Annotated in this window: 31 protein-coding genes; all 31 read left to right on the top strand. The window is 42.7% G+C overall.

Annotated elements, in window-relative coordinates:
* The first annotated feature begins 223 nt into the window (after positions 1-223).
* Positions 224-3,805: a DNA-directed RNA polymerase subunit beta gene (gene rpoB / locus FB592_RS20525; RefSeq protein ID WP_009966326.1), complete on the top strand. Its 3,582-nt coding sequence runs from the start codon at positions 224-226 to the stop codon at positions 3,803-3,805.
* Positions 3,806-3,866: 61 nt separating this feature from the next.
* Positions 3,867-7,466: a DNA-directed RNA polymerase subunit beta' gene (gene rpoC / locus FB592_RS20520; RefSeq protein WP_004399688.1), complete on the top strand. Its 3,600-nt coding sequence runs from the start codon at positions 3,867-3,869 to the stop codon at positions 7,464-7,466.
* Between the two features lie 178 nt (positions 7,467-7,644).
* Positions 7,645-7,893, top strand: coding sequence for a 50S ribosomal protein L7ae-like protein (locus FB592_RS20515; protein WP_003225778.1), 249 nt, complete (start codon positions 7,645-7,647; stop codon positions 7,891-7,893).
* A 113-nt stretch (positions 7,894-8,006) separates the two neighbouring features.
* The gene (rpsL, locus tag FB592_RS20510; protein ID WP_003225781.1) at positions 8,007-8,423 is read left to right on the top strand and encodes a 30S ribosomal protein S12; all 417 of its coding nucleotides are present in this window, start codon (positions 8,007-8,009) and stop codon (positions 8,421-8,423) included.
* A gap of 41 nt (positions 8,424-8,464) precedes the next feature.
* The gene (gene rpsG / locus FB592_RS20505) at positions 8,465-8,935 is read left to right on the top strand and encodes a 30S ribosomal protein S7 (RefSeq protein ID WP_003225784.1); all 471 of its coding nucleotides are present in this window, start codon (positions 8,465-8,467) and stop codon (positions 8,933-8,935) included.
* 53 nt (positions 8,936-8,988) lie between these two features.
* Positions 8,989-11,067, top strand: coding sequence for an elongation factor G (fusA, locus tag FB592_RS20500; RefSeq protein ID WP_003235056.1), 2,079 nt, complete (start codon positions 8,989-8,991; stop codon positions 11,065-11,067).
* A gap of 119 nt (positions 11,068-11,186) precedes the next feature.
* The gene (gene tuf, locus FB592_RS20495) at positions 11,187-12,377 is read left to right on the top strand and encodes an elongation factor Tu (RefSeq protein WP_003235058.1); all 1,191 of its coding nucleotides are present in this window, start codon (positions 11,187-11,189) and stop codon (positions 12,375-12,377) included.
* A gap of 98 nt (positions 12,378-12,475) precedes the next feature.
* Entirely contained in the window at positions 12,476-13,432 is a 957-nt protein-coding gene (locus tag FB592_RS20490; RefSeq protein ID WP_038827780.1) for an alpha/beta fold hydrolase, read from the top strand.
* Between the two features lie 236 nt (positions 13,433-13,668).
* The gene (gene rpsJ / locus FB592_RS20485; protein WP_003156464.1) at positions 13,669-13,977 is read left to right on the top strand and encodes a 30S ribosomal protein S10; all 309 of its coding nucleotides are present in this window, start codon (positions 13,669-13,671) and stop codon (positions 13,975-13,977) included.
* Positions 13,978-14,016: 39 nt separating this feature from the next.
* The gene (gene rplC, locus FB592_RS20480; protein WP_004399671.1) at positions 14,017-14,646 is read left to right on the top strand and encodes a 50S ribosomal protein L3; all 630 of its coding nucleotides are present in this window, start codon (positions 14,017-14,019) and stop codon (positions 14,644-14,646) included.
* Positions 14,647-14,673: 27 nt separating this feature from the next.
* Entirely contained in the window at positions 14,674-15,297 is a 624-nt protein-coding gene (gene rplD / locus FB592_RS20475; protein WP_003225792.1) for a 50S ribosomal protein L4, read from the top strand.
* Positions 15,297-15,584: a 50S ribosomal protein L23 gene (gene rplW / locus FB592_RS20470; RefSeq protein ID WP_003156467.1), complete on the top strand. Its 288-nt coding sequence runs from the start codon at positions 15,297-15,299 to the stop codon at positions 15,582-15,584. Before rplD ends, rplW begins: the two co-directional genes overlap by 1 nt.
* Positions 15,585-15,615: 31 nt before the next feature.
* Positions 15,616-16,449 carry a 50S ribosomal protein L2 gene (gene rplB, locus FB592_RS20465; protein WP_003225795.1) on the top strand — a complete coding sequence of 278 codons (834 nt, stop codon included), beginning with the start codon at positions 15,616-15,618 and terminating at the stop codon, positions 16,447-16,449.
* Between the two features lie 57 nt (positions 16,450-16,506).
* Positions 16,507-16,785 (top strand): 30S ribosomal protein S19, encoded by a 279-nt coding sequence (gene rpsS, locus FB592_RS20460; protein WP_003156472.1) that lies wholly within the window; start codon positions 16,507-16,509, stop codon positions 16,783-16,785.
* 16 nt (positions 16,786-16,801) lie between these two features.
* Positions 16,802-17,143, top strand: a complete 342-nt coding sequence (rplV, locus tag FB592_RS20455; RefSeq protein ID WP_003156475.1) for a 50S ribosomal protein L22 — start codon at positions 16,802-16,804, stop codon at positions 17,141-17,143.
* 3 nt (positions 17,144-17,146) lie between these two features.
* Positions 17,147-17,803, top strand: a complete 657-nt coding sequence (gene rpsC, locus FB592_RS20450) for a 30S ribosomal protein S3 (RefSeq protein ID WP_003242001.1) — start codon at positions 17,147-17,149, stop codon at positions 17,801-17,803.
* A gap of 1 nt (position 17,804) precedes the next feature.
* On the top strand, positions 17,805-18,239 hold the full coding sequence (gene rplP, locus FB592_RS20445; RefSeq protein WP_003225801.1) for a 50S ribosomal protein L16: 435 nt from the start codon (positions 17,805-17,807) through the stop codon (positions 18,237-18,239).
* Complete coding sequence (gene rpmC / locus FB592_RS20440) at positions 18,229-18,429, top strand: 50S ribosomal protein L29 (RefSeq protein WP_003156482.1); 201 nt, start codon at positions 18,229-18,231, stop codon at positions 18,427-18,429. Before rplP ends, rpmC begins: the two co-directional genes overlap by 11 nt.
* A gap of 22 nt (positions 18,430-18,451) precedes the next feature.
* Positions 18,452-18,715: a 30S ribosomal protein S17 gene (gene rpsQ, locus FB592_RS20435; RefSeq protein ID WP_003225804.1), complete on the top strand. Its 264-nt coding sequence runs from the start codon at positions 18,452-18,454 to the stop codon at positions 18,713-18,715.
* A 40-nt stretch (positions 18,716-18,755) separates the two neighbouring features.
* A complete protein-coding gene (gene rplN, locus FB592_RS20430; protein ID WP_003225805.1) occupies positions 18,756-19,124 on the top strand; it encodes a 50S ribosomal protein L14 in 369 nt (122 codons plus the stop codon).
* Positions 19,125-19,160: 36 nt separating this feature from the next.
* Positions 19,161-19,472 carry a 50S ribosomal protein L24 gene (gene rplX, locus FB592_RS20425; protein WP_003156486.1) on the top strand — a complete coding sequence of 104 codons (312 nt, stop codon included), beginning with the start codon at positions 19,161-19,163 and terminating at the stop codon, positions 19,470-19,472.
* 26 nt (positions 19,473-19,498) lie between these two features.
* On the top strand, positions 19,499-20,038 hold the full coding sequence (gene rplE, locus FB592_RS20420) for a 50S ribosomal protein L5 (protein WP_003225809.1): 540 nt from the start codon (positions 19,499-19,501) through the stop codon (positions 20,036-20,038).
* A 22-nt stretch (positions 20,039-20,060) separates the two neighbouring features.
* Complete coding sequence (gene rpsN / locus FB592_RS20415; RefSeq protein WP_003156488.1) at positions 20,061-20,246, top strand: 30S ribosomal protein S14; 186 nt, start codon at positions 20,061-20,063, stop codon at positions 20,244-20,246.
* Positions 20,247-20,277: 31 nt separating this feature from the next.
* Positions 20,278-20,676, top strand: a complete 399-nt coding sequence (rpsH, locus tag FB592_RS20410; RefSeq protein WP_003241998.1) for a 30S ribosomal protein S8 — start codon at positions 20,278-20,280, stop codon at positions 20,674-20,676.
* Between the two features lie 29 nt (positions 20,677-20,705).
* On the top strand, positions 20,706-21,245 hold the full coding sequence (gene rplF / locus FB592_RS20405) for a 50S ribosomal protein L6 (protein ID WP_004399690.1): 540 nt from the start codon (positions 20,706-20,708) through the stop codon (positions 21,243-21,245).
* Positions 21,246-21,277: 32 nt separating this feature from the next.
* Positions 21,278-21,640 carry a 50S ribosomal protein L18 gene (gene rplR, locus FB592_RS20400; protein ID WP_003225816.1) on the top strand — a complete coding sequence of 121 codons (363 nt, stop codon included), beginning with the start codon at positions 21,278-21,280 and terminating at the stop codon, positions 21,638-21,640.
* 24 nt (positions 21,641-21,664) lie between these two features.
* A complete protein-coding gene (rpsE, locus tag FB592_RS20395; protein ID WP_003328273.1) occupies positions 21,665-22,165 on the top strand; it encodes a 30S ribosomal protein S5 in 501 nt (166 codons plus the stop codon).
* Positions 22,166-22,178: 13 nt separating this feature from the next.
* Positions 22,179-22,358 (top strand): 50S ribosomal protein L30, encoded by a 180-nt coding sequence (gene rpmD / locus FB592_RS20390; RefSeq protein ID WP_003156497.1) that lies wholly within the window; start codon positions 22,179-22,181, stop codon positions 22,356-22,358.
* A gap of 30 nt (positions 22,359-22,388) precedes the next feature.
* A complete protein-coding gene (gene rplO, locus FB592_RS20385; protein WP_003225819.1) occupies positions 22,389-22,829 on the top strand; it encodes a 50S ribosomal protein L15 in 441 nt (146 codons plus the stop codon).
* Position 22,830: 1 nt separating this feature from the next.
* Positions 22,831-24,126: a preprotein translocase subunit SecY gene (secY, locus tag FB592_RS20380; RefSeq protein ID WP_004399662.1), complete on the top strand. Its 1,296-nt coding sequence runs from the start codon at positions 22,831-22,833 to the stop codon at positions 24,124-24,126.
* Positions 24,127-24,180: 54 nt separating this feature from the next.
* A complete protein-coding gene (locus tag FB592_RS20375; protein ID WP_141950097.1) occupies positions 24,181-24,834 on the top strand; it encodes an adenylate kinase in 654 nt (217 codons plus the stop codon).
* The last annotated feature ends 38 nt before the right edge of the window (positions 24,835-24,872 follow it).

Raw genomic sequence — 24,872 nt, 5'->3', positions numbered from 1 at the left:
TATTGTAAAATGCCAATGTATATATTTTGCTTGATATGATGAATTGTCAATATCTATGTATAAATTATACAAGTATGGAAATGCTAATAAAATCGGTATTTGTTTTTGGATGTGGTTTTCTTAATTAGAAACCCTTTTTTCTTTTGTCTTGTAAAAGTATTTTCTTTCTTTGGAAGAAATGCTTATTACACATATAATACGCATGATTTGAGGGGTGAATCAGTTGACAGGTCAACTAGTTCAGTATGGACGACACCGCCAGCGCAGAAGCTATGCTCGCATTAGCGAAGTGTTAGAATTACCAAATCTCATTGAAATTCAAACCTCTTCTTATCAGTGGTTTCTTGATGAGGGTCTTAGAGAGATGTTTCAAGACATATCACCAATTGAGGATTTCACTGGTAACCTCTCTCTTGAGTTCATTGATTATAGTTTAGGTGAGCCTAAATATCCTGTAGAGGAATCAAAAGAACGTGATGTGACTTACTCAGCTCCGCTAAGAGTGAAGGTTCGTTTAATTAACAAAGAAACTGGAGAGGTAAAAGACCAAGATGTCTTCATGGGTGATTTCCCTATTATGACAGATACAGGTACTTTTATCATTAACGGTGCGGAACGTGTTATCGTTTCCCAGCTTGTTCGGTCTCCAAGTGTATATTTCAGTGGTAAAGTAGACAAAAACGGTAAAAAAGGTTTTACCGCAACTGTCATTCCAAACCGTGGCGCATGGTTAGAATACGAAACTGATGCGAAAGATGTTGTTTATGTCCGCATTGATCGCACACGTAAGTTGCCGGTTACGGTTCTTTTGCGTGCTCTCGGCTTCGGCTCCGATCAAGAGATTCTTGATCTCATAGGAGAAAACGAATACCTGCGAAATACGCTTGATAAAGATAACACAGAAAACAGCGACAAAGCGTTGCTGGAAATTTACGAGCGTCTCCGTCCTGGAGAGCCGCCTACAGTAGAAAATGCGAAAAGCTTGCTTGATTCTCGTTTCTTTGATCCGAAACGATACGATCTTGCCAATGTAGGACGCTATAAAATTAATAAAAAACTTCATATTAAGAATCGCCTCTTCAATCAGAGACTTGCTGAAACGCTTGTTGATCCTGAAACAGGAGAAATCCTTGCTGAAAAAGGCCAGATTCTTGATAGAAGAACACTTGATAAAGTACTGCCATACTTAGAAAACGGAATCGGTTTTAGAAAGCTGTATCCGAATGGCGGTGTTGTTGAAGATGAAGTGACTCTTCAATCAATTAAAATCTTTGCTCCGACTGATCAAGAAGGAGAACAGGTTATTAATGTAATCGGCAATGCTTACATCGAAGAAGAGATTAAAAACATCACGCCTGCTGATATTATTTCTTCAATCAGCTACTTCTTCAACTTGCTGCACGGAGTAGGCGACACAGATGATATCGATCATCTTGGAAACCGCCGTTTACGTTCTGTAGGCGAGCTTCTCCAGAACCAATTCCGTATCGGTTTAAGCCGTATGGAGCGTGTGGTTCGTGAGAGAATGTCAATTCAAGATACGAATACAATTACGCCTCAGCAGCTGATCAATATTCGTCCTGTTATTGCGTCCATTAAAGAGTTCTTTGGAAGCTCACAGCTTTCTCAATTCATGGATCAGACGAACCCGCTTGCTGAATTAACGCACAAGCGTCGTCTGTCAGCATTAGGACCGGGCGGATTGACACGTGAGCGTGCCGGAATGGAAGTGCGTGACGTTCACTACTCCCACTATGGCCGTATGTGTCCGATTGAAACGCCTGAGGGTCCGAACATCGGTTTGATCAACTCACTATCATCTTATGCAAAAGTAAACCGTTTTGGCTTTATTGAAACGCCATATCGCCGCGTTGACCCTGAAACAGGGAAGGTAACGGGCAGAATCGATTACTTAACTGCTGATGAAGAGGATAACTATGTTGTCGCTCAAGCGAATGCTCGTCTTGATGACGAAGGCGCCTTTATTGATGACAGCATCGTAGCTCGTTTCCGCGGGGAGAACACTGTTGTTTCCAGAAACCGTGTAGACTACATGGATGTATCGCCTAAGCAGGTTGTATCTGCTGCGACAGCATGTATCCCGTTCTTAGAAAACGATGACTCCAACCGTGCCCTCATGGGAGCGAACATGCAGCGTCAGGCTGTGCCTTTGATGCAGCCGGAAGCGCCATTTGTTGGAACTGGTATGGAATACGTATCAGGAAAAGACTCTGGTGCCGCTGTTATTTGTAAACACCCTGGTATCGTTGAACGCGTAGAAGCGAAAAACGTTTGGGTTCGCCGTTATGAAGAAGTAGACGGTCAAAAAGTAAAAGGAAACCTGGATAAATACAGCCTGCTGAAATTTGTCCGCTCTAACCAAGGTACGTGCTACAACCAGCGTCCGATCGTAAGTGTCGGCGATGAAGTGGTAAAAGGAGAAATCCTTGCTGACGGTCCTTCTATGGAGCTCGGTGAACTTGCACTTGGCCGTAACGTAATGGTCGGCTTCATGACATGGGATGGCTACAACTATGAGGATGCCATCATCATGAGTGAACGCCTAGTGAAGGATGATGTTTATACATCTATCCACATTGAAGAATACGAATCAGAAGCACGTGATACGAAACTTGGACCTGAAGAAATCACTCGCGATATTCCAAACGTCGGTGAAGATGCGCTTCGCAATCTTGATGACCGTGGAATCATCCGTATTGGGGCAGAAGTAAAAGACGGAGATCTTCTTGTTGGTAAAGTAACGCCTAAAGGCGTAACTGAACTGACTGCAGAAGAACGCCTTCTTCACGCCATTTTTGGCGAGAAAGCCCGCGAGGTTCGTGATACTTCTCTTCGTGTGCCTCACGGCGGCGGCGGAATTATCCATGACGTTAAAGTCTTCAACCGTGAAGACGGAGACGAACTTCCTCCAGGTGTTAACCAGTTAGTACGCGTATATATCGTTCAGAAACGTAAGATTTCTGAAGGGGATAAAATGGCCGGTCGTCACGGTAACAAAGGTGTTATCTCTAAGATTCTTCCTGAAGAGGATATGCCTTACCTTCCTGACGGCACACCAATTGATATCATGCTTAACCCGCTGGGCGTACCATCACGTATGAACATCGGGCAGGTATTGGAACTTCACATGGGTATGGCCGCTCGTTACCTTGGCATTCACATTGCATCTCCTGTATTTGACGGAGCGCGAGAAGAGGATGTCTGGGAAACACTTGAAGAAGCCGGCATGTCTCGTGACGCCAAAACAGTGCTTTACGACGGACGTACTGGAGAGCCGTTTGATAACCGTGTATCTGTCGGTATCATGTACATGATCAAACTAGCTCACATGGTTGACGATAAACTTCATGCACGCTCTACAGGTCCTTACTCACTTGTTACGCAGCAGCCTCTTGGCGGTAAAGCGCAATTTGGCGGACAGCGTTTTGGTGAGATGGAGGTTTGGGCACTTGAAGCTTACGGTGCGGCTTATACTCTTCAAGAAATTCTGACTGTTAAGTCTGATGACGTGGTTGGACGTGTGAAAACATACGAAGCCATCGTTAAAGGCGACAATGTTCCTGAACCAGGTGTTCCGGAATCATTCAAAGTATTAATCAAAGAACTTCAAAGCTTAGGTATGGATGTCAAAATCCTTTCTGGTGATGAAGAAGAAATAGAAATGAGAGATTTAGAAGACGAAGAAGATGCGAAACAAGCTGACGGCCTGGCATTATCAGGTGATGAAGAGCCGGAAGAAACAGCATCTGCAGACGTTGAACGCGATGTAGTAACAAAAGAATAATCTCTAGTTATAAAGGCAAGTGACATCGGTTAATCCGAAGATAAAAAGGGAGGTAGGCCCCTTGCTAGATGTGAACAATTTTGAGTATATGAACATCGGTCTTGCTTCACCAGATAAAATCCGTTCATGGTCTTTTGGTGAAGTGAAAAAGCCTGAAACGATAAACTATCGTACGTTAAAACCTGAAAAGGACGGTCTATTCTGCGAGCGCATTTTCGGACCTACTAAGGACTGGGAATGTCATTGCGGGAAGTACAAGCGAGTTCGTTATAAAGGCGTAGTTTGTGACCGCTGCGGAGTCGAAGTAACACGGGCTAAAGTCCGTCGTGAGAGAATGGGGCACATTGAACTGGCTGCCCCAGTTTCCCACATTTGGTATTTCAAAGGTATTCCAAGCCGTATGGGTCTTGTGCTGGATATGTCACCTCGTGCTTTAGAAGAAGTCATTTACTTTGCTTCTTACGTTGTAACTGATCCGGCGAATACACCGCTTGAAAAGAAACAGCTTCTGTCTGAGAAAGAATACCGTGCTTATCTTGATAAATACGGTAATAAATTCCAAGCATCTATGGGTGCTGAAGCAATTCATAAACTTCTTCAAGATATCGATCTTGTCAAAGAAGTTGATATGTTAAAAGAAGAGCTAAAAACTTCACAAGGACAACGCCGTACTCGTGCGATCAAACGTCTTGAAGTTTTAGAAGCCTTCCGTAACTCAGGAAACAAGCCTTCTTGGATGATCCTTGATGTGCTTCCTGTTATTCCTCCGGAGCTTAGACCGATGGTTCAGCTAGATGGCGGACGTTTTGCGACTTCTGATTTGAATGACCTTTATCGTCGTGTCATCAACCGTAACAATCGTTTGAAACGCCTTTTGGACCTTGGTGCACCTAGCATCATTGTTCAAAACGAAAAGCGTATGCTTCAAGAGGCTGTCGATGCCTTAATTGACAACGGCCGCCGCGGACGCCCTGTAACAGGCCCTGGTAACAGACCGTTAAAATCTCTTTCTCACATGCTGAAAGGGAAGCAAGGCCGTTTCCGTCAAAACCTTCTTGGTAAACGTGTCGATTACTCCGGACGTTCTGTAATCGTTGTTGGTCCTCATTTGAAAATGTACCAATGCGGATTACCGAAGGAAATGGCGCTTGAACTTTTCAAACCTTTCGTTATGAAAGAACTTGTTGAAAAAGGTCTTGCTCACAACATTAAGAGTGCGAAACGCAAAATTGAGCGCGTACAGCCTGAAGTTTGGGATGTACTAGAATCAGTTATTAAGGAGCATCCGGTACTGCTGAACCGTGCCCCTACACTTCACAGATTAGGTATCCAGGCGTTTGAACCAACGCTTGTTGAAGGACGCGCAATCCGTCTTCACCCGCTCGTATGTACAGCTTACAACGCTGACTTTGACGGTGACCAAATGGCGGTTCACGTACCATTATCTGCTGAAGCACAAGCTGAAGCACGCATCTTGATGCTTGCTGCTCAAAACATCTTGAACCCTAAAGATGGTAAACCGGTTGTAACACCGTCTCAGGATATGGTACTAGGTAACTATTACCTGACACTTGAGCGTGCCGGTGCTGTCGGTGAAGGTATGGTCTTCAAAAATACAGACGAAGCGCTTCTTGCTTATCAAAACGGATATGTTCACCTTCATACGAGAGTAGCTGTTGCAGCTAACTCACTTAAGAATGTGACATTTACCGAAGAACAGCGCTCAAAATTGTTAATTACAACTGTCGGTAAGCTTGTCTTCAATGAAATTCTTCCGGAATCATTCCCTTACATGAATGAACCAACGAAGAGCAACATTGAAGAGAAAACACCTGACCGTTTCTTCTTAGAAAAAGGTGCTGACGTTAAAGCTGTTATCGCACAGCAGCCAATCAATGCGCCGTTTAAAAAAGGCATTCTGGGTAAAATCATCGCGGAAATCTTTAAACGATTCCATATTACGGAAACGTCTAAAATGCTTGACCGCATGAAAAACCTAGGCTTCAAATATTCAACTAAAGCTGGTATTACAGTTGGGGTTTCTGACATCGTCGTACTCGATGATAAACAAGAAATTCTTGAGGAAGCGCAAAGCAAAGTTGACAACGTTATGAAGCAGTTCCGCCGCGGTCTTATCACTGAAGAAGAACGCTATGAGAGAGTCATCTCTATCTGGAGTGCTGCAAAAGACGTTATCCAAGGCAAACTGATGAAATCACTTGATGAACTCAACCCGATCTACATGATGAGTGACTCTGGTGCCCGTGGTAACGCATCTAACTTTACGCAGCTTGCCGGAATGCGCGGCCTGATGGCCAACCCGGCTGGACGTATCATTGAGTTGCCGATCAAATCAAGTTTCCGTGAAGGTCTGACAGTATTGGAGTACTTTATCTCCACACACGGTGCGCGTAAAGGTCTTGCCGATACCGCTCTTAAAACTGCTGACTCAGGTTACCTTACACGCCGTCTCGTTGACGTTGCGCAGGATGTTATCATCCGTGAAACTGATTGCGGAACTGACCGAGGCATTCTTGCTAAGCCTCTTAAAGAAGGAACCGAAACAATTGAGCGCTTAGAAGAACGCTTAATCGGACGTTTTGCAAGAAAACAAGTGAAGCACCCTGAAACAGGTGAAGTGCTTGTGAATGAAAACGAACTGATCGATGAAGATAAAGCACTGGAGATTGTCGAAGCCGGCATTGAAGAAGTGTGGATTCGTTCTGCCTTCACATGTAATACGCCTCATGGTGTATGTAAACGATGCTATGGCCGAAATCTTGCAACTGGCTCCGATGTTGAAGTCGGTGAAGCTGTCGGAATCATTGCTGCCCAATCAATCGGTGAGCCTGGTACACAGTTAACAATGCGTACATTCCATACAGGCGGGGTTGCTGGAGACGACATCACACAGGGTCTTCCGCGTATCCAAGAGCTTTTCGAAGCGCGTAATCCGAAAGGTCAGGCAACAATTACAGAAATCGACGGTACAGTCGTTGAGATCAATGAAGTTCGTGATAAGCAACAGGAAATTGTGGTTCAAGGCGCAGTGGAAACACGTTCTTATACGGCACCTTACAACTCCCGCCTGAAAGTAGCGGAAGGAGATAAAATTACTCGAGGCCAAGTACTGACAGAAGGTTCAATCGATCCGAAAGAACTTCTTAAAGTGACTGACCTGACGACTGTTCAAGAGTATCTTCTCCATGAGGTTCAAAAGGTTTACCGTATGCAGGGTGTTGAAATCGGTGATAAACACGTAGAAGTAATGGTTCGCCAGATGCTTCGCAAAGTACGCGTAATTGATGCCGGTGACACTGATGTACTTCCAGGTACATTGCTTGATATTCACCAATTTACTGAAGCGAACAAAAAGGTATTACTTGAAGGCAATCGACCTGCCACAGGCCGTCCTGTCTTACTCGGTATTACAAAAGCATCTCTTGAAACTGATTCATTCTTATCTGCTGCTTCCTTCCAGGAAACAACACGTGTCCTTACAGATGCAGCGATCAAAGGTAAGCGTGACGAGCTTCTCGGCTTGAAAGAGAATGTTATCATCGGTAAGCTTGTTCCAGCTGGTACAGGAATGATGAAATACCGTAAAGTAAAACCAGTATCAAATGTTCAGCCGACTGACGATATGGTTCCGGTTGAATAACTGATTTAATGCTGCTGAAAGACTGCAAAAACAGTCTTTCAGCAGATATATTTATGAAAAAGTCACTCTATGAGAAGAACGAAACTAAAAAATGTCATACCTTGTTGACATTCGTCTCCTAGAATGATAATATAACCAAGGTGCTCGAAATAAACCTGTTACTTTGGAGGATATGTTTATGTCTTATGATAAAGTATCACAGGCCAAATCAATTATTATTGGTACGAAGCAAACAGTGAAAGCTCTAAAGCGAGGTTCAGTAAAGGAAGTAGTCGTTGCAAAAGACGCAGATCCGATACTCACGTCAAGTGTTGTTTCACTTGCTGAAGATCAAGGTATCTCTGTCTCAATGGTTGAATCCATGAAAAAGCTCGGCAAAGCCTGCGGAATTGAGGTAGGAGCAGCCGCTGTTGCCATTATTTTATAACGTACTTTTGTTTTTGCGTAAGATTCCATCTTGTGTAAAGACATTGTTTTTTGCCTTTTGATGAACCACCTGGGTATGTGGGTTATAAAACGTAATGAAGGGAGGAAAAATTCATGCCTACAATTAATCAGCTAATTCGCAAAGGACGCGTGAGTAAAGTAGAAAACTCAAAGTCTCCTGCACTTAACAAAGGATACAACAGCTTTAAAAAAGAGCACACTAACGTATCTTCTCCACAAAAACGCGGGGTATGTACTCGTGTTGGTACAATGACACCGAAAAAACCGAACTCAGCACTTCGTAAATATGCTCGTGTTCGTTTGACTAACGGAATCGAGGTTACTGCTTACATTCCTGGTATCGGTCACAACCTACAAGAGCACAGTGTTGTACTTATCCGCGGCGGACGTGTAAAAGACTTACCAGGGGTACGTTACCACATCGTTCGTGGTGCGCTTGATACTGCTGGAGTTGAAAACCGTGCACAAGGCCGTTCTAAATACGGTACGAAAAAACCTAAAGCAAAATAATATACGAAAATACGCATAATTGATGAAGGGAGGATATTCAGATGCCACGTAAAGGTCCTGTAGCAAAAAGAGATGTTTTACCTGATCCGATTTACAACTCTAAGCTTGTATCTCGTCTAATCAACAAAATGATGATCGATGGTAAAAAAGGTAAGTCTCAAACAATCCTATACAAGTCATTCGATATCATTAAAGAACGTACTGGCAATGATGCAATGGAGGTTTTCGAACAAGCATTGAAAAACATCATGCCTGTACTTGAAGTAAAAGCACGCCGTGTAGGTGGTGCGAACTACCAAGTTCCTGTAGAAGTTCGTCCTGAACGTCGTACGACTCTTGGACTTCGCTGGTTAGTTAACTACGCTCGTCTTCGCGGAGAAAAAACGATGGAAGAGCGTTTAGCTAACGAAATCCTTGACGCAGCTAACAACACTGGTGCTGCTGTTAAGAAACGTGAAGACACTCATAAGATGGCTGAAGCAAACAAAGCATTTGCTCACTATCGCTGGTAGGATTTATAGATTAACAAAACACAATTTCCTAATAAGGAAGGAGAAATTACCCAATGGCAAGAGAGTTCTCCTTAGAAAAAACTCGTAATATCGGTATCATGGCTCACATCGATGCCGGTAAAACGACAACTACAGAACGTATCTTGTTCTATACTGGTCGTATCCACAAAATTGGTGAAACTCATGAAGGAGCTTCACAAATGGACTGGATGGAGCAGGAACAAGAACGTGGTATCACAATCACTTCCGCTGCGACAACTGCACAGTGGAAAGGATACCGCGTAAACATCATCGATACTCCAGGACACGTAGACTTCACAGTTGAAGTTGAACGTTCTCTTCGTGTACTTGATGGTGCTGTTGCTGTACTTGACGCGCAATCAGGCGTTGAGCCTCAAACAGAAACTGTTTGGCGTCAGGCAACAACTTATGGAGTACCGCGTATCGTTTTTGTTAACAAAATGGACAAAATCGGTGCAGACTTCCTTTACTCTGTAGGAACTTTAAGAGACCGTCTTCAAGCAAACGCTCATGCAATTCAATTGCCGATCGGTGCTGAAGATAACTTCGAAGGCATCATTGACCTTGTAGAAAACGTTGCGTATTTCTACGAAGATGACCTCGGAACTCGTTCTGATGCAAAAGAAATCCCTGAAGAGTACAAAGAGCAAGCTGAAGAGCTTCGCAACAGCCTTATTGAAGCTGTATGTGAGCTTGATGAAGAGCTTATGGATAAGTACCTTGAGGGTGAAGAAATCACAATTGACGAGTTAAAAGCAGGAATTCGTAAAGGTACATTAAATGTTGAATTCTACCCTGTTCTTGTTGGTTCTGCCTTCAAAAACAAAGGTGTTCAACTAGTACTTGATGCTGTTCTTGACTACCTTCCTGCACCAACTGACGTTGCTGCAATCAAAGGTACACGTCCTGATACAAATGAAGAGATTGAGCGTCATTCTTCTGACGAAGAGCCATTCTCTGCATTAGCATTTAAAGTTATGACTGACCCTTACGTTGGTAAGTTGACGTTCTTCCGTGTGTACTCTGGAACACTTGATTCTGGTTCATACGTGAAAAACTCTACTAAAGGCAAACGTGAGCGTGTTGGACGTATTCTTCAAATGCACGCTAACAGCCGTGAAGAAATCTCTACTGTATACGCAGGGGATATCGCAGCTGCTGTAGGTCTAAAAGATACAACTACTGGAGATACTCTATGTGATGAGAAGGATCTTGTTATCCTTGAGTCAATGGAATTCCCAGAACCAGTTATCGACGTTGCTATTGAGCCTAAATCAAAAGCTGACCAAGATAAAATGGGTATCGCTTTAGCGAAACTTGCTGAAGAAGATCCTACATTCCGTACTCAAACAAACCCAGAAACTGGCCAAACGATCATCTCTGGTATGGGTGAACTTCACCTTGATATCATTGTTGACCGTATGAAACGCGAATTTAAAGTAGAAGCCAACGTTGGTGCTCCTCAAGTTGCGTACCGTGAAACATTCCGTACCGGTGCAAAAGTTGAAGGTAAATTCGTACGTCAGTCTGGTGGACGCGGTCAGTTCGGACACGTTTGGATCGAATTCGAACCAAACGAAGAAGGCGCTGGCTTTGAATTTGAAAATGCGATTGTCGGTGGGGTTGTTCCTCGTGAATACATCCCAGCTGTTCAAGCAGGTCTGGAAGATGCACTTGAAAATGGTGTACTAGCAGGCTTCCCGCTTATCGACATTAAAGCTAAACTTTTCGACGGTTCTTACCATGATGTTGACTCAAACGAAATGGCATTTAAAGTTGCTGCTTCTATGGCATTGAAAAATGCAGTCAGCAAATGTAACCCAGTTCTTCTTGAACCAATCATGAAAGTAGAAGTGGTTATTCCAGAAGAATACATGGGAGATATCATGGGTGATATCACTTCACGTCGCGGACGCGTAGAAGGTATGGAAGCACGCGGTAACGCTCAAGTTGTTCGCGCTATGGTTCCTCTTGCTGAAATGTTCGGTTACGCTACTGCACTTCGTTCTAATACGCAAGGTCGCGGTACGTTCACTATGCACATGGATCACTACGAAGAAGTGCCGAAGAGCGTCGCAGAAGAAATTATCAAAAAAAATAAAGGCGAATAATTGATTTTGCCGCTTAACTCAAGTATAACTACTATTGTAAGATGAGGAAGTGAAAGCTTTCTTTCACTTCCTATCACTCTATACATTACTAATTAAAAGCTCTTAAGGAGGATTTTAGAATGGCTAAAGAAAAATTCGACCGTTCCAAATCACATGCCAATATTGGTACAATTGGACACGTTGACCATGGTAAAACAACTTTAACTGCTGCTATCACAACAGTACTTCATAAGAAATCTGGTAAAGGTACAGCTATGGCGTACGATCAAATTGATGGTGCTCCAGAAGAACGTGAGCGCGGTATCACAATCTCTACTGCACACGTTGAGTACGAAACTGAAACTCGTCACTATGCACACGTTGACTGCCCAGGACACGCTGACTATGTTAAAAACATGATCACTGGTGCTGCTCAAATGGACGGAGCTATCCTTGTAGTATCTGCTGCTGATGGCCCAATGCCACAAACTCGTGAGCACATCCTTCTTTCTAAAAACGTTGGTGTACCATACATCGTTGTATTCTTAAACAAATGCGACATGGTAGACGACGAAGAGCTTCTTGAACTAGTTGAAATGGAAGTTCGCGATCTTCTTAGCGAATACGACTTCCCTGGTGATGATGTACCAGTTGTTAAAGGTTCTGCTCTTAAAGCTCTTGAAGGAGACGCTGAGTGGGAAGCTAAAATCTTCGAACTTATGGATGCGGTTGATGAGTACATCCCAACTCCAGAACGCGATACTGAAAAACCATTCATGATGCCAGTTGAGGACGTATTCTCAATCACTGGTCGTGGTACAGTTGCTACTGGCCGTGTAGAACGCGGACAAGTTAAAGTCGGTGACGAAGTTGAAATCATCGGTCTTCAAGAAGAGAACAAGAAAACAACTGTTACAGGTGTTGAAATGTTCCGTAAGCTTCTTGATTACGCTGAAGCTGGTGACAACATTGGTGCCCTTCTTCGCGGTGTATCTCGTGAAGAAATCCAACGTGGTCAAGTACTTGCTAAACCAGGTACAATCACTCCACACAGCAAATTCAAAGCTGAAGTTTACGTTCTTTCTAAAGAAGAGGGTGGACGTCATACTCCATTCTTCTCTAACTACCGTCCTCAGTTCTACTTCCGTACAACTGACGTAACTGGTATCATCCATCTTCCAGAAGGCGTAGAAATGGTTATGCCTGGAGATAACACTGAAATGAACGTTGAACTTATTTCTACAATCGCTATCGAAGAAGGAACTCGTTTCTCTATTCGTGAAGGCGGACGTACTGTTGGTTCAGGCGTTGTTTCTACAATCACTGAGTAATAGTATGATTTTAAACGAGACCCCTACGGGTCTCGTTTTTTGTTTGCTTATCTTTTTCTTGTATAATAGGATCTATCATATTCGAGGGGCTAATATTTATGATTCCTGAAAAGAAATCAATCGCAATCATGAAAGAACTAAGCATTGGGAATACAAAGCAAATGCTAATGATTAATGGAGTTGATGTGAAAAATCCATTGCTGCTTTTTTTACATGGCGGGCCGGGAACGCCGCAAATCGGATATGTTAGACATTATCAAAAAGAGCTGGAACAGTATTTTACAGTAGTTCATTGGGATCAGAGAGGATCGGGGCTTTCTTATTCTAAGCGAATTTCGCATCACTCTATGACAATAAATCACTTCATTAAAGATACAATCCAAGTCACTCAATGGCTTTTAGCTCATTTTTCAAAATCAAAACTTTACCTAGCCGGTCATTCGTGGGGGTCAATACTGGCGCTTCATGTGCTGCAGCAGTGTCCTGATTTATTTTACGCGTATTATGGAATCAGCCAGGTTGTTAACCCCCACGATGAAGAATCAACTGCTTATCAACATATTCGTGAAATTTCTGAATCAAAAAAAGCCAGCTTATTATCTTTCCTCATACGTTTCATTGGTGCTCCGCCTTGGAAGCAGGATATCCAGCACCTTATCTATCGGTTTTGTGTCGAGCTAAGCAGGGGAGGCTTCACTCGCCGTCATCGTCAATCTCTAGCTGTATTATTTCAAATGCTTACTGGCAATGAGTATGGAGTGCGGAACATGCACAGCTTCCTTAATGGATTGCGCTACAGTAAAAAACATTTAACTGATGAGTTGTACCAGTTTAATGCTTTTACATCAGTTCCTTCTATTAAAGTACCGTGTGTTTTCATTTCAGGGAAACATGACTTAATTGTTCCTGCTGAAATATCGAAACAGTATTATCATAAACTTGAGGCACCCGAAAAGCGCTGGTTTCAATTTGAGAAATCAGCTCACACCCCGCATATTGAGGAACCGTCATTATTCGCGAACACATTAAGTCGACATGCACGACACCATTTATGATAGATCCTTGATAAATAAGAAAAACCCCTGTATAATAAAAAAAGTGTGCAAACCATGCATATTTTAAATAAGTCTTGCAACATGCGCCTATTTTCTGTATAATGGTGTATGTTGGTCTTTGACTGCGATGAAGTGAGAGGTTGCTGACACACCCGGCCGCTTTGCCATGGCAAGGTGTTCAGGTTTTTCTCGCGGAGAACTGTCTAACGTGATGTAGGCGAAAAGGAGGGAAAATAATGGCAAAACAAAAAATTCGTATTCGTTTGAAAGCATATGATCATAGAATCCTTGATCAATCTGCAGAGAAGATTGTTGAAACGGCAAAACGTTCTGGTGCCAGCGTATCTGGTCCGATTCCGTTGCCAACTGAAAAATCAGTTTACACAATCCTTCGTGCGGTGCACAAATACAAAGATTCTCGTGAGCAATTTGAAATGCGTACACATAAACGTTTAATCGACATTGTGAACCCAACACCACAAACTGTTGATGCTCTTATGCGATTAGACTTACCATCTGGTGTCGATATCGAAATTAAACTTTAATTCTAAAATATAGAATGATCTTAATAGGAGGTGTGACGAATGACCAAAGGAATCTTAGGAAGAAAAATTGGTATGACGCAAGTATTCGCTGAGAATGGTGATCTTATTCCGGTAACTGTTATCGAGGCTGCTCCAAACGTTGTTCTTCAAAAGAAAACAGCTGAAAACGACGGTTATGAAGCAATCCAGCTTGGTTTTGACGACAAGCGTGAAAAGCTTTCTAACAAACCTGAAAAAGGGCACGTTGCAAAAGCGGAAACTGCTCCTAAGCGCTTCGTTAAAGAATTACGCGGAGTGGAAATGGATGCGTATGAAGTTGGTCAGGAAGTCAAGGTTGAAATTTTCTCTGCTGGAGAAATCGTAGATGTAACAGGAGTATCTAAAGGTAAAGGTTTCCAAGGTGCGATCAAGCGCCACGGACAATCTCGCGGACCTATGTCTCACGGTTCACGCTACCACCGTCGTCCTGGTTCAATGGGACCTGTAGATCCTAACCGTGTATTCAAAGGTAAATTATTACCTGGACGTATGGGCGGAGAGCAAATCACTGTTCAAAACCTTGAAATCGTAAAAGTTGATGCAGAACGCAATCTTCTTTTGATCAAAGGTAACGTACCTGGTGCGAAGAAATCTTTAATCACTGTTAAAAGTGCTGTTAAATCTAAATAATTCTCTTAGGAAAGGAGGAAATTGATTATGCCAAAAGTAGCATTATACAACCAAAACGGTTCTACTGCTGGTGACATCGAATTAAACGCTTCTGTATTTGGTATCGAACCAAATGAGAGTGTTGTATTCGACGCTATTCTTATGCAAAGAGCTTCCTTACGTCAAGGAACTCACAAAGTAAAAAATCGTTCTGAAGTACGCGGCGGAGGTCGTAAACCATGGCGTCAAAAAGGTACTGGACGTGCCCGTCAAGGTTCAATCCGTTCACCGCAATGGCGCGGAGGTGGTGTCGTATTCGGCCCAACACCACGCAGCTATTCTTATAAATTACCTAAAAAAGTTCGCCGCTTGGCAATCAAATCAGTATTGTCTTCTAAAGTGAACGACAACAACATCATCGTTCTTGAAGATCTTACTCTTGATACGGCTAAAACAAAAGAAATGGCAGCTATCCTTAAAGGATTATCTGTTGAGAAAAAAGCTTTAATCGTAACTGCGGATGCAAACGAAGCAGTAGCTTTATCTGCTCGTAACATTCCTGGAGTTACTGTTGTTGAAGCTAACGGAATCAACGTTTTAGACGTTGTCAACCACGAGAAGCTTCTGATTACAAAAGCAGCGGTTGAAAAAGTAGAGGAGGTGCTTGCATAATGAAAGATCCTCGTGATGTTCTAAAGCGCCCCGTCATTACTGAACGTTCTGCTGATTTAATGACTGAAAAGAAATATACTTTTGAAGTTGATGTAAGAGCTAACAAAACAGAAGTGAAAGACGCGGTTGAAAGCATCTTTGGAGTGAAAGTTGACAAAGTCAACATCATGAACTACAAAGGTAAATCAAAACGTGTTGGACGCTACACTGGTATGACTAGCCGTCGCAGAAAAGCGATCGTAAAACTTACTGCAGACAGCAAAGAAATCGAAATTTTTGAAGCTTAATTATCTGTAAAAAGAAGGAGGGAAATTCAAAATGGCGATTAAAAAGTATAAACCGACCTCTAATGGACGTCGTGGCATGACAACTTCAGATTTTGCTGAAATCACGACTGACAAGCCGGAAAAATCCTTGCTTGCTCCCCTTCACAAAAAAGGCGGACGTAACAACCAAGGTAAATTGACTGTACGTCACCAAGGTGGCGGACATAAACGCCAATACCGTGTTATCGACTTCAAACGCGATAAAGATGGTATACCTGGACGCGTTGCTACAGTTGAATACGATCCAAACCGTTCAGCTAACATCGCTCTAATCAACTATGCAGACGGAGAAAAACGTTACATTCTTGCTCCTAAAGGAATTCAAGTAGGTACTGAAATCATGTCAGGTCCTGAAGCTGACATTAAAGTAGGTAATGCACTTCCACTTATCAACATCCCTGTTGGTACAGTTGTGCATAACATTGAATTAAAACCTGGTAAAGGCGGACAGCTTGTACGTTCAGCTGGTACATCTGCTCAGGTTCTTGGTAAAGAAGGTAAATACGTTCTTGTACGTCTTAACTCTGGTGAAGTTCGCATGATCCTTTCTGCTTGCCGTGCTTCTATCGGTCAAGTAGGCAACGAACAGCACGAACTTATCAACATTGGTAAAGCTGGACGTTCTCGCTGGAAAGGCATCCGTCCTACTGTTCGTGGTTCTGTAATGAACCCTAACGATCACCCACACGGTGGTGGTGAAGGACGTGCGCCAATCGGACGTAAATCACCAATGTCTCCATGGGGCAAACCAACTCTTGGATTCAAGACTCGTAAGAAAAAGAACAAATCCGATAAATTTATCGTACGTCGTCGTAAAAATAAATAACGGGGTTGTCTACGGTTCTTTTCGGACCGTAGTGCAATCACGAAGGGAGGTTCCAAAATGGCTCGCAGCTTAAAAAAAGGACCATTTGTCGATGGACACTTGATGACTAAAATCGAGAAATTAAATGAAACAGACAAGAAACAAGTCGTAAAAACTTGGTCTCGTCGTTCTACTATTTTCCCACAGTTTATTGGTCACACAATCGCAGTCTATGACGGACGTAAACACGTGCCTGTATTCATCTCTGAAGATATGGTAGGGCACAAGTTGGGTGAATTCGCTCCAACTCGTACGTACAAAGGTCATGCTAGTGATGACAAAAAAACAAGACGCTAAGAGAGGAGGCTTTTAAATGCAAGCTAAAGCTGTTGCAAGAACAGTCCGTATTGCTCCTCGTAAAGCACGTCTAGTAATGGACCTGATTCGAGGCAAGCAAGTAGGTGAGGCAGTATCAATCTTGAACCTTACACCAAGAGCTGCTTCTCCAATTATCGAGAAAGTATTAAAATCCGCTATTGCAAATGCTGAGCATAACTATGAAATGGACGCTAACAACCTGGTTATTTCTCAAGCATTCGTTGACGAAGGCCCTACGTTAAAAAGATTCCGCCCACGTGCTATGGGACGTGCGAGCCAAATCAACAAACGTACGAGCCACATTACAATCGTTGTATCAGAAAAGAAGGAGGGATAAGTAGTGGGTCAAAAGGTAAATCCAGTCGGTCTTCGTATCGGAGTCATTCGTGATTGGGAATCTAAGTGGTACGCTGGTAAAGATTACGCTGACTTCCTGCACGAAGATTTAAAAATTCGTGAATACATTAGCAAACGCCTTTCTGACGCTTCTGTTTCTAAAGTAGAAATCGAGCGTGCAGCAAACCGCGTTAACATTACGATCCACACAGCTAAGCCTGGTATGGTTATCGGTAAAGGCGGTTCTGAAGTCGAAGCACTTCGCAAAGCCCTTAACAGCCTTACTGGCAAGCGTGTACACATTAACATTCTTGAAATCAAAAGAGCAGATCTTGATGCACAGCTAGTTGCTGACAACATCGCTCGTCAATTAGAAAACCGTGTTTCTTTCCGCCGTGCGCAGAAACAACAAATCCAACGTACTATGCGTGCTGGAGCACAAGGTGTGAAAACAATGGTTTCTGGTCGTCTTGGCGGTGCAGATATCGCTCGTTCTGAATACTACAGTGAAGGAACTGTTCCATTGCACACATTGCGTGCGGACATTGACTATGCAACATCTGAAGCTGATACTACTTACGGTAAGCTTGGTGTAAAAGTCTGGATCTATCGTGGAGAGGTTCTTCCTACTAAGAAGAAAACTGAGGAAGGAGGAAAATAATATGTTATTACCAAAACGCGTTAAATATCGCAGAGAGCATCGCGGAAAAATGCGTGGCCGTGCGAAAGGCGGTACTGAAGTACATTTCGGAGAATTCGGTATCCAAGCTCTAGAAGCTTCTTGGATTACTAACCGTCAAATCGAAGCTGCACGTATTGCGATGACTCGTTACATGAAACGTGGCGGTAAAGTTTGGATCAAAATTTTCCCTTCTAAACCTTACACTGCTAAACCACTTGAGGTACGTATGGGATCCGGTAAAGGGGCTCCAGAAGGTTGGGTAGCTGTTGTAAAACCGGGCAAAGTTTTATTTGAAATTTCTGGTGTGTCTGAAGAGGTTGCTCGTGAAGCGCTTCGCCTTGCATCTCACAAATTGCCAATTAAAACGAAGTTCGTAAAACGTGAAGAAATTGGTGGTGAATCAAATGAAAGCTAATGAAATTCGTGACCTTACCACTGCTGAAATTGAACAAAAAGTAAAGTCTCTTAAAGAAGAACTTTTCAATCTTCGCTTTCAATTAGCGACAGGACAACTTGAAAATACTGCTCGCATTCGTGAAGTGCGCAAAGCTATCGCGCGCATGAAAACTGTGATTCGTGAAAGAGAAATTGCTGCTAATAAATAATCACTGAGGGGAGGTCGTGAGCATGAGCGAACGTAACCAACGCAAAGTTTACCAAGGCCGTGTTGTTTCTGACAAAATGGATAAAACCATTACTGTTGTTGTTGAGACATACAAAAAACATACACTTTACGGTAAACGCGTAAAATACTCAAAAAAATTCAAAGCACATGATGAAAATAATCAAGCTAAAATCGGTGACATCGTTAAGATCATGGAAACTCGTCCATTGTCTGCAACTAAGCGTTTCCGTCTAGTTGAAGTTGTCGAAGAAGCTGTTATTATCTAATAAAGTTCGGAATTCTTTTTCCGAAGGGAGGTAACAAATAATGATTCAACAAGAGACTCGTTTAAAAGTAGCTGACAACTCTGGCGCACGTGAAGTACTTACTATTAAAGTTCTTGGTGGTTCTGGACGTAAAACAGCTAACATTGGTGATGTAATTGTTTGCACGGTTAAACAAGCAACACCAGGAGGCGTTGTCAAAAAAGGTGAAGTCGTAAAAGCTGTTATCGTTCGCACTAAAAGCGGAGCGCGCAGAAGTGACGGTTCATACATCAGCTTCGATGAGAATGCATGTGTTATCATCCGTGACGACAAGAGCCCACGCGGAACTCGTATCTTCGGACCAGTTGCTCGTGAATTGCGTGAAAACAACTTTATGAAAATTGTTTCTCTAGCTCCAGAAGTTATCTAATGAAATAAATGCCTTACTCAAGGAGGTGCGATCAGGATGCATGTAAAAAAAGGCGATAAAGTTATGGTTATCTCTGGTAAAGATAAAGGCAAACAAGGAACAATCCTTGCTGCTTTCCCTAAAAAGGACCGCGTTTTAGTTGAAGGTGTTAACATGGTAAAGAAACACTCTAAACCAACTCAAGCTAACCCTCAAGGCGGTATTTCTAATCAAGAGGCGCCAATTCATGTATCAAACGTTATGCCGCTCGATCCTAAAACAGGTGAAGTGACTCGCGTAGGATACAAAGTGGAAGATGGCAAAAAAGTTCGTGTAGCAAAAAAATCTGGGCAAGTTCTAGATAAATAGTATTAAAAGGAAGGGAGGTCTATCTCATGAACCGCCTTAAAGAAAAGTACAATAAAGAAATTGCACCTGCTTTAATGACTAAGTTCAACTATGATTCAGTTATGCAAGTGCCTAAAATCGAAAAAATCGTAATCAACATGGGTGTTGGTGACGCTGTTCAAAACGCCAAAGCAATCGACAGTGCTGTTGAAGAATTAACGTTTATCGCAGGTCAAAAACCTGTCGTTACTCGTGCGAAGAAATCAATTGCTGGATTCCGTCTTCGTGAGGGAATGCCTATCGGTGCGAAAGTAACTCTTCGCGGAGAGCGCATGTATGATTTCCTTGATAAACTTATTTCTGTATCTTTACCGCGTGTACGTGACTTCCGCGGGGTTTCTAAAAAATCTTTCGACGGTCGCGGTAACTACACACTTGGTATCAAAGAACAGTTAATCTTCCCTGAAATTGACTACGATAAAGTAACAAAGGTTCGCGGAATGGACATCGTTATCGTAACAACTGCTAATACTGACGAAGAAGCTCGTGAGCTATTAACTCAAGTAGGTATGCCGTTCCAGAAATAATCAATGAAAGGGAGGCGAAATCGTGGCTAAAAAGTCTATGATTGCGAAACAACAACGTACACCAAAGTTTAAAGTACAAGAGTACACACGCTGTGAACGCTGCGGACGTCCGCATTCAGTCATTCGTAAATTTAAACTTTGCCGTATTTGTTTCCGTGAGCTTGCATATAAAGGACAAATTCCTGGCGTGAAAAAAGCCAGCTGGTAATCCCCAAGAAAGGGAAGGAGGTAATTATATAATGGTTATGACAGATCCAATTGCAGATATGCTAACTCGTATTCGCAATGCAAACATGGTACGTCATGAGAAGCTTGAAATTCCTGCTTCTAAATTGAAAAGAGAAATTGCTGAAATTTTAAAGCGTGAAGGTTTCATTCGTGACGTTGAGTTCGTAGAAGACAGCAAACAAGGTATCATCCGCGTTTTCTTGAAATACGGACAAAACAACGAGCGCGTTATCACTGGTCTTAAAAGAATCAGCAAGCCTGGTTTGCGTGTTTATGCTAAATCTAATGAAGTACCTCGCGTACTTAACGGTCTTGGAATCGCGATTATTTCTACATCACAAGGTGTTTTAACGGACAAAGAAGCCCGTGCAAAACAAGCTGGTGGAGAAGTTCTAGCATACGTTTGGTAAGAAGTTTAACATGAATGGAGGTGTTTGGTATGTCTCGTGTAGGTAAGAAGCTACTTGAGATTCCTTCTGATGTTACAGTAACGTTAAATGATAACAACACTGTAGCTGTGAAAGGACCAAAAGGAGAATTAACTCGTACGTTTCACCCTGATATGGAGATTAAAGTAGAGGACAATGTGCTTACAGTCGCTCGTCCTTCTGATCAAAAAGAGCACCGTGCCCTGCATGGTACGACTCGCAGTCTGCTTGGCAACATGGTTGAAGGTGTATCTAAAGGATTTGAAAGAGGTTTGGAATTAGTCGGTGTCGGTTACCGTGCTTCTAAATCCGGAAATAAACTTGTTTTAAACGTTGGATACTCTCATCCTGTTGAGATCGTTCCTGAAGAAGGCATCGAAATCGAAGTTCCTTCTCAAACAAAAGTAGTTGTAAAAGGTACAGACAAAGAACGCGTAGGAGCTATTGCTGCTAACATCCGCGCTGTACGTTCTCCAGAGCCTTACAAAGGTAAAGGAATCCGCTACGAAGGTGAAGTTGTTCGCCGTAAAGAAGGTAAATCTGCTAAGTAAGATCGCTTAAAGTGAAGAAAGGAGTGACCTAGATGATTACGAAAACTAGCAAAAATGCTGCTCGTCTTAAAAGACACGCTCGTGTTCGCGCTAAACTTTCCGGTACTGCTGAAAGACCGCGCCTGAACGTTTTCCGTTCTAACAAGCACATTTACGCTCAAATCATCGATGATGTAAATGGTGTAACACTTGCTAGTGCATCTACTCTCGATAAAGACTTGAACGTTGAAAGCACTGGAGATACTTCTGCTGCTACTAAAGTTGGAGAATTAGTTGCAAAACGCGCTGCTGAAAAAGGCATTTCTGACGTAGTATTTGACCGTGGCGGATACTTATACCATGGACGTGTAAAAGCTTTGGCTGATGCCGCTCGTGAAGCTGGACTTAAATTTTAATAAAAGAAGGAGGGACACATGATTATGCGTCGTATTGACCCAAGCAAATTAGAGTTAGAAGAACGCTTAGTTACGGTTAACCGCGTAGCGAAAGTTGTTAAAGGTGGTCGTCGTTTCCGCTTCGCAGCTCTAGTCGTTGTCGGTGACAAAAACGGACACGTAGGATTCGGTACTGGTAAAGCACAAGAAGTACCAGAAGCGATCCGCAAAGCTGTTGAAGATGCGAAAAAGAATTTGATTGAAGTACCAATGGTTGGAACTACAATTCCACACGAAATCATCGGACGTTTCGGTGCAGGTAACATCTTGTTAAAACCTGCTTCTGAAGGTACTGGAGTTATCGCTGGAGGCCCTGTACGTGCGGTACTTGAGCTAGCTGGTGTAGCTGATATCCTTTCTAAGTCTTTAGGTTCTAACACACCGATCAACATGATTCGTGCAACACTTCAAGGTTTAAGTGAACTTAAACGTGCTGAAGACGTTGCGAAGCTTCGTGGAAAATCTGTAGAAGAACTGTTAGGATAAGGAGGGAACATTAATGGCTAAATTAGAAATTACCCTCAAACGAAGTGTAATCGGTCGCCCGGAAGACCAACGCGTTACTGTAAGAACACTTGGTTTAAAGAAAACAAACCAAACTGTTGTTCATGAAGACAACGCTGCGATCCGTGGTATGATTAATAAAGTATCTCATTTAGTTTCTGTTAAAGAACAATAAAAATATTTGATCGGATAAGGAGGTGTCCTAATGAAACTTCATGAATTAAAACCTTCAGAAGGTTCACGCAAAACGCGTAATCGCGTAGGTCGTGGTATTGGTTCTGGCAACGGTAAAACAGCTGGTAAAGGTCACAAAGGTCAAAACGCTCGTTCTGGCGGCGGTGTACGCCCTGGATTCGAGGGGGGACAAATGCCTTTATTCCAACGTCTTCCTAAACGCGGTTTCACTAACATCAACCGCAAGGAATACGCTGTAGTCAACCTAGACAAATTGAACGGTTTTGCAGAAGGAACGGAAGTCACTCCTGAACTTCTTCTAGAGACTGGTGTTATTAGCAAACTTAATGCAGGAGTAAAGATTCTTGGCAACGGTAAATTAGAGAAAAAATTAACTGTAAAAGCCAATAAATTCTCTGCTTCTGCGAAAGAAGCTGTTGAAGCTGCTGGCGGTACAGCTGAGGTGATCTAACTTGTTTAAAACAATCTCCAACTTTATGCGTGTGAGTGATATCAGGAATAAAATCATATTCACTTTACTCATGCTTATCGTCTTTCGCATAGGTGCGTTTATTCCTGTGCCTTACGTTAACGCTGAAGCGTTACAGGCGCAGTCTCAAATGGGTGTTTTTGATCTCCTTAATACATTTGGCGGCGGTGCGCTTTACCAATTTTCCATTTTCGCAATGGGAATTACTCCTTATATCACGGCTTCGATCATCATTCAGCTGCTTCAGATGGATGTTGTACCGAAGTTTACTGAGTGGTCTAAGCAAGGTGAAGTTGGCCGCCGTAAATTAGCTCAGTTCACAAGGTACTTTACGATTGTGCTTGGTTTCATCCAAGCGTTAGGTATGTCATATGGATTCAACAATCTGGCAAACGGTATGCTGATCGAAAAATCCGGTGTATCGACATATCTTATCATTGCTTTAGTGCTCACTGGCGGAACTGCCTTTTTAATGTGGCTTGGGGAACAAATTACTTCTCATGGAGTAGGCAACGGAATATCGATCATTATCTTCGCGGGGATTGTGTCTAGTATTCCAAAAACAATTGGGCAAATATATGAGACTCAATTTGTCGGCAGCAACGATCAGTTGTTTATTCATATTGTGAAAGTCGCACTTCTTGTGATTGCGATTTTAGCAGTTATTGTTGGAGTTATTTTCATTCAGCAAGCCGTACGGAAAATTGCGATTCAATATGCTAAAGGCACAGGTCGTTCACCTGCTGGCGGAGGTCAGTCTACACACCTTCCATTGAAAGTGAATCCTGCAGGGGTTATTCCGGTAATCTTTGCGGTTGCGTTTTTGATAACGCCGCGGACGATCGCGTCATTCTTTGGAACAAACGATGTGACAAAGTGGATTCAAAACAACTTTGATAATACGCATCCGGTGGGTATGGCGATATATGTTGCGTTGATTATTGCCTTTACGTACTTTTATGCTTTTGTACAGGTAAACCCTGAACAAATGGCTGATAACCTTAAAAAACAGGGTGGCTATATCCCGGGGGTTCGTCCAGGGAAAATGACTCAAGATAGAATTACGAGCATTTTGTATCGACTTACGTTTGTGGGTTCTATATTCTTAGCCGTGATTTCCATTCTTCCTATCTTTTTCATTCAATTCGCTGGATTGCCTCAAAGTGCACAAATTGGCGGAACATCTTTGTTAATTGTTGTCGGGGTAGCCTTGGAGACAATGAAACAACTAGAAAGCCAGTTGGTGAAACGAAACTACCGTGGATTTATGAAAAACTAGAGGAAATGGATTTATCCATTCCCTCTTAATAAAGAGAGGACGGGGGAAATCCGAATGAACTTAGTCTTAATGGGGCTTCCTGGTGCCGGTAAAGGCACACAGGGCGAACGAATTGTTGAGGATTATGGGATTCCTCATATCTCAACAGGAGATATGTTCCGTGCTGCTATGAAAGAAGAAACACCACTCGGACTCGAAGCAAAATCTTATATTGATAAGGGAGAGCTCGTACCTGACGAAGTCACAATCGGAATTGTAAAAGAGAGACTTGGCAAAGATGATTGTGAAAGAGGTTTTCTTCTGGACGGATTTCCGCGAACAGTCGCTCAAGCCGAAGCTCTTGAAGAAATTCTTGAGGAATACGGCAAGCCGATTGATTATGTCATTAACATTGAAGTCGACAAAGACGCTCTTATGGAACGTCTGACTGGACGCAGAATTTGCAGTGTTTGCGGCACAACCTATCATTTAGTCTTTAATCCGCCGAAAACGCCGGGTATTTGTGATAAAGACGGAGGCGAACTCTATCAACGGGCAGATGATAATGAGGAAACAGTCTCTAAACGGCTTGAGGTAAACATGAAGCAAACTCAGCCTTTACTCGATTTCTATTCAGAGAAAGGTTATCTTGCAAACGTGAATGGCCAGCAGGACATTCAAGACGTTTATGCAGATGTGAAGGATCTTCTTGGAGGATTAAAAATATGATTATGTTTTATACCCGTCGTGAACTTGTTATGATGCGG

The sequence above is a fragment of the Bacillus sp. SJZ110 genome (assembly GCF_006715455.1).
GTDB classification, from domain to species: Bacteria; Bacillota; Bacilli; order Bacillales; family Bacillaceae; genus Bacillus; species Bacillus subtilis.
Note: the sequence above shows the minus strand (reverse complement) of the source record. Positions and strands in the feature narration are given on the sequence as shown.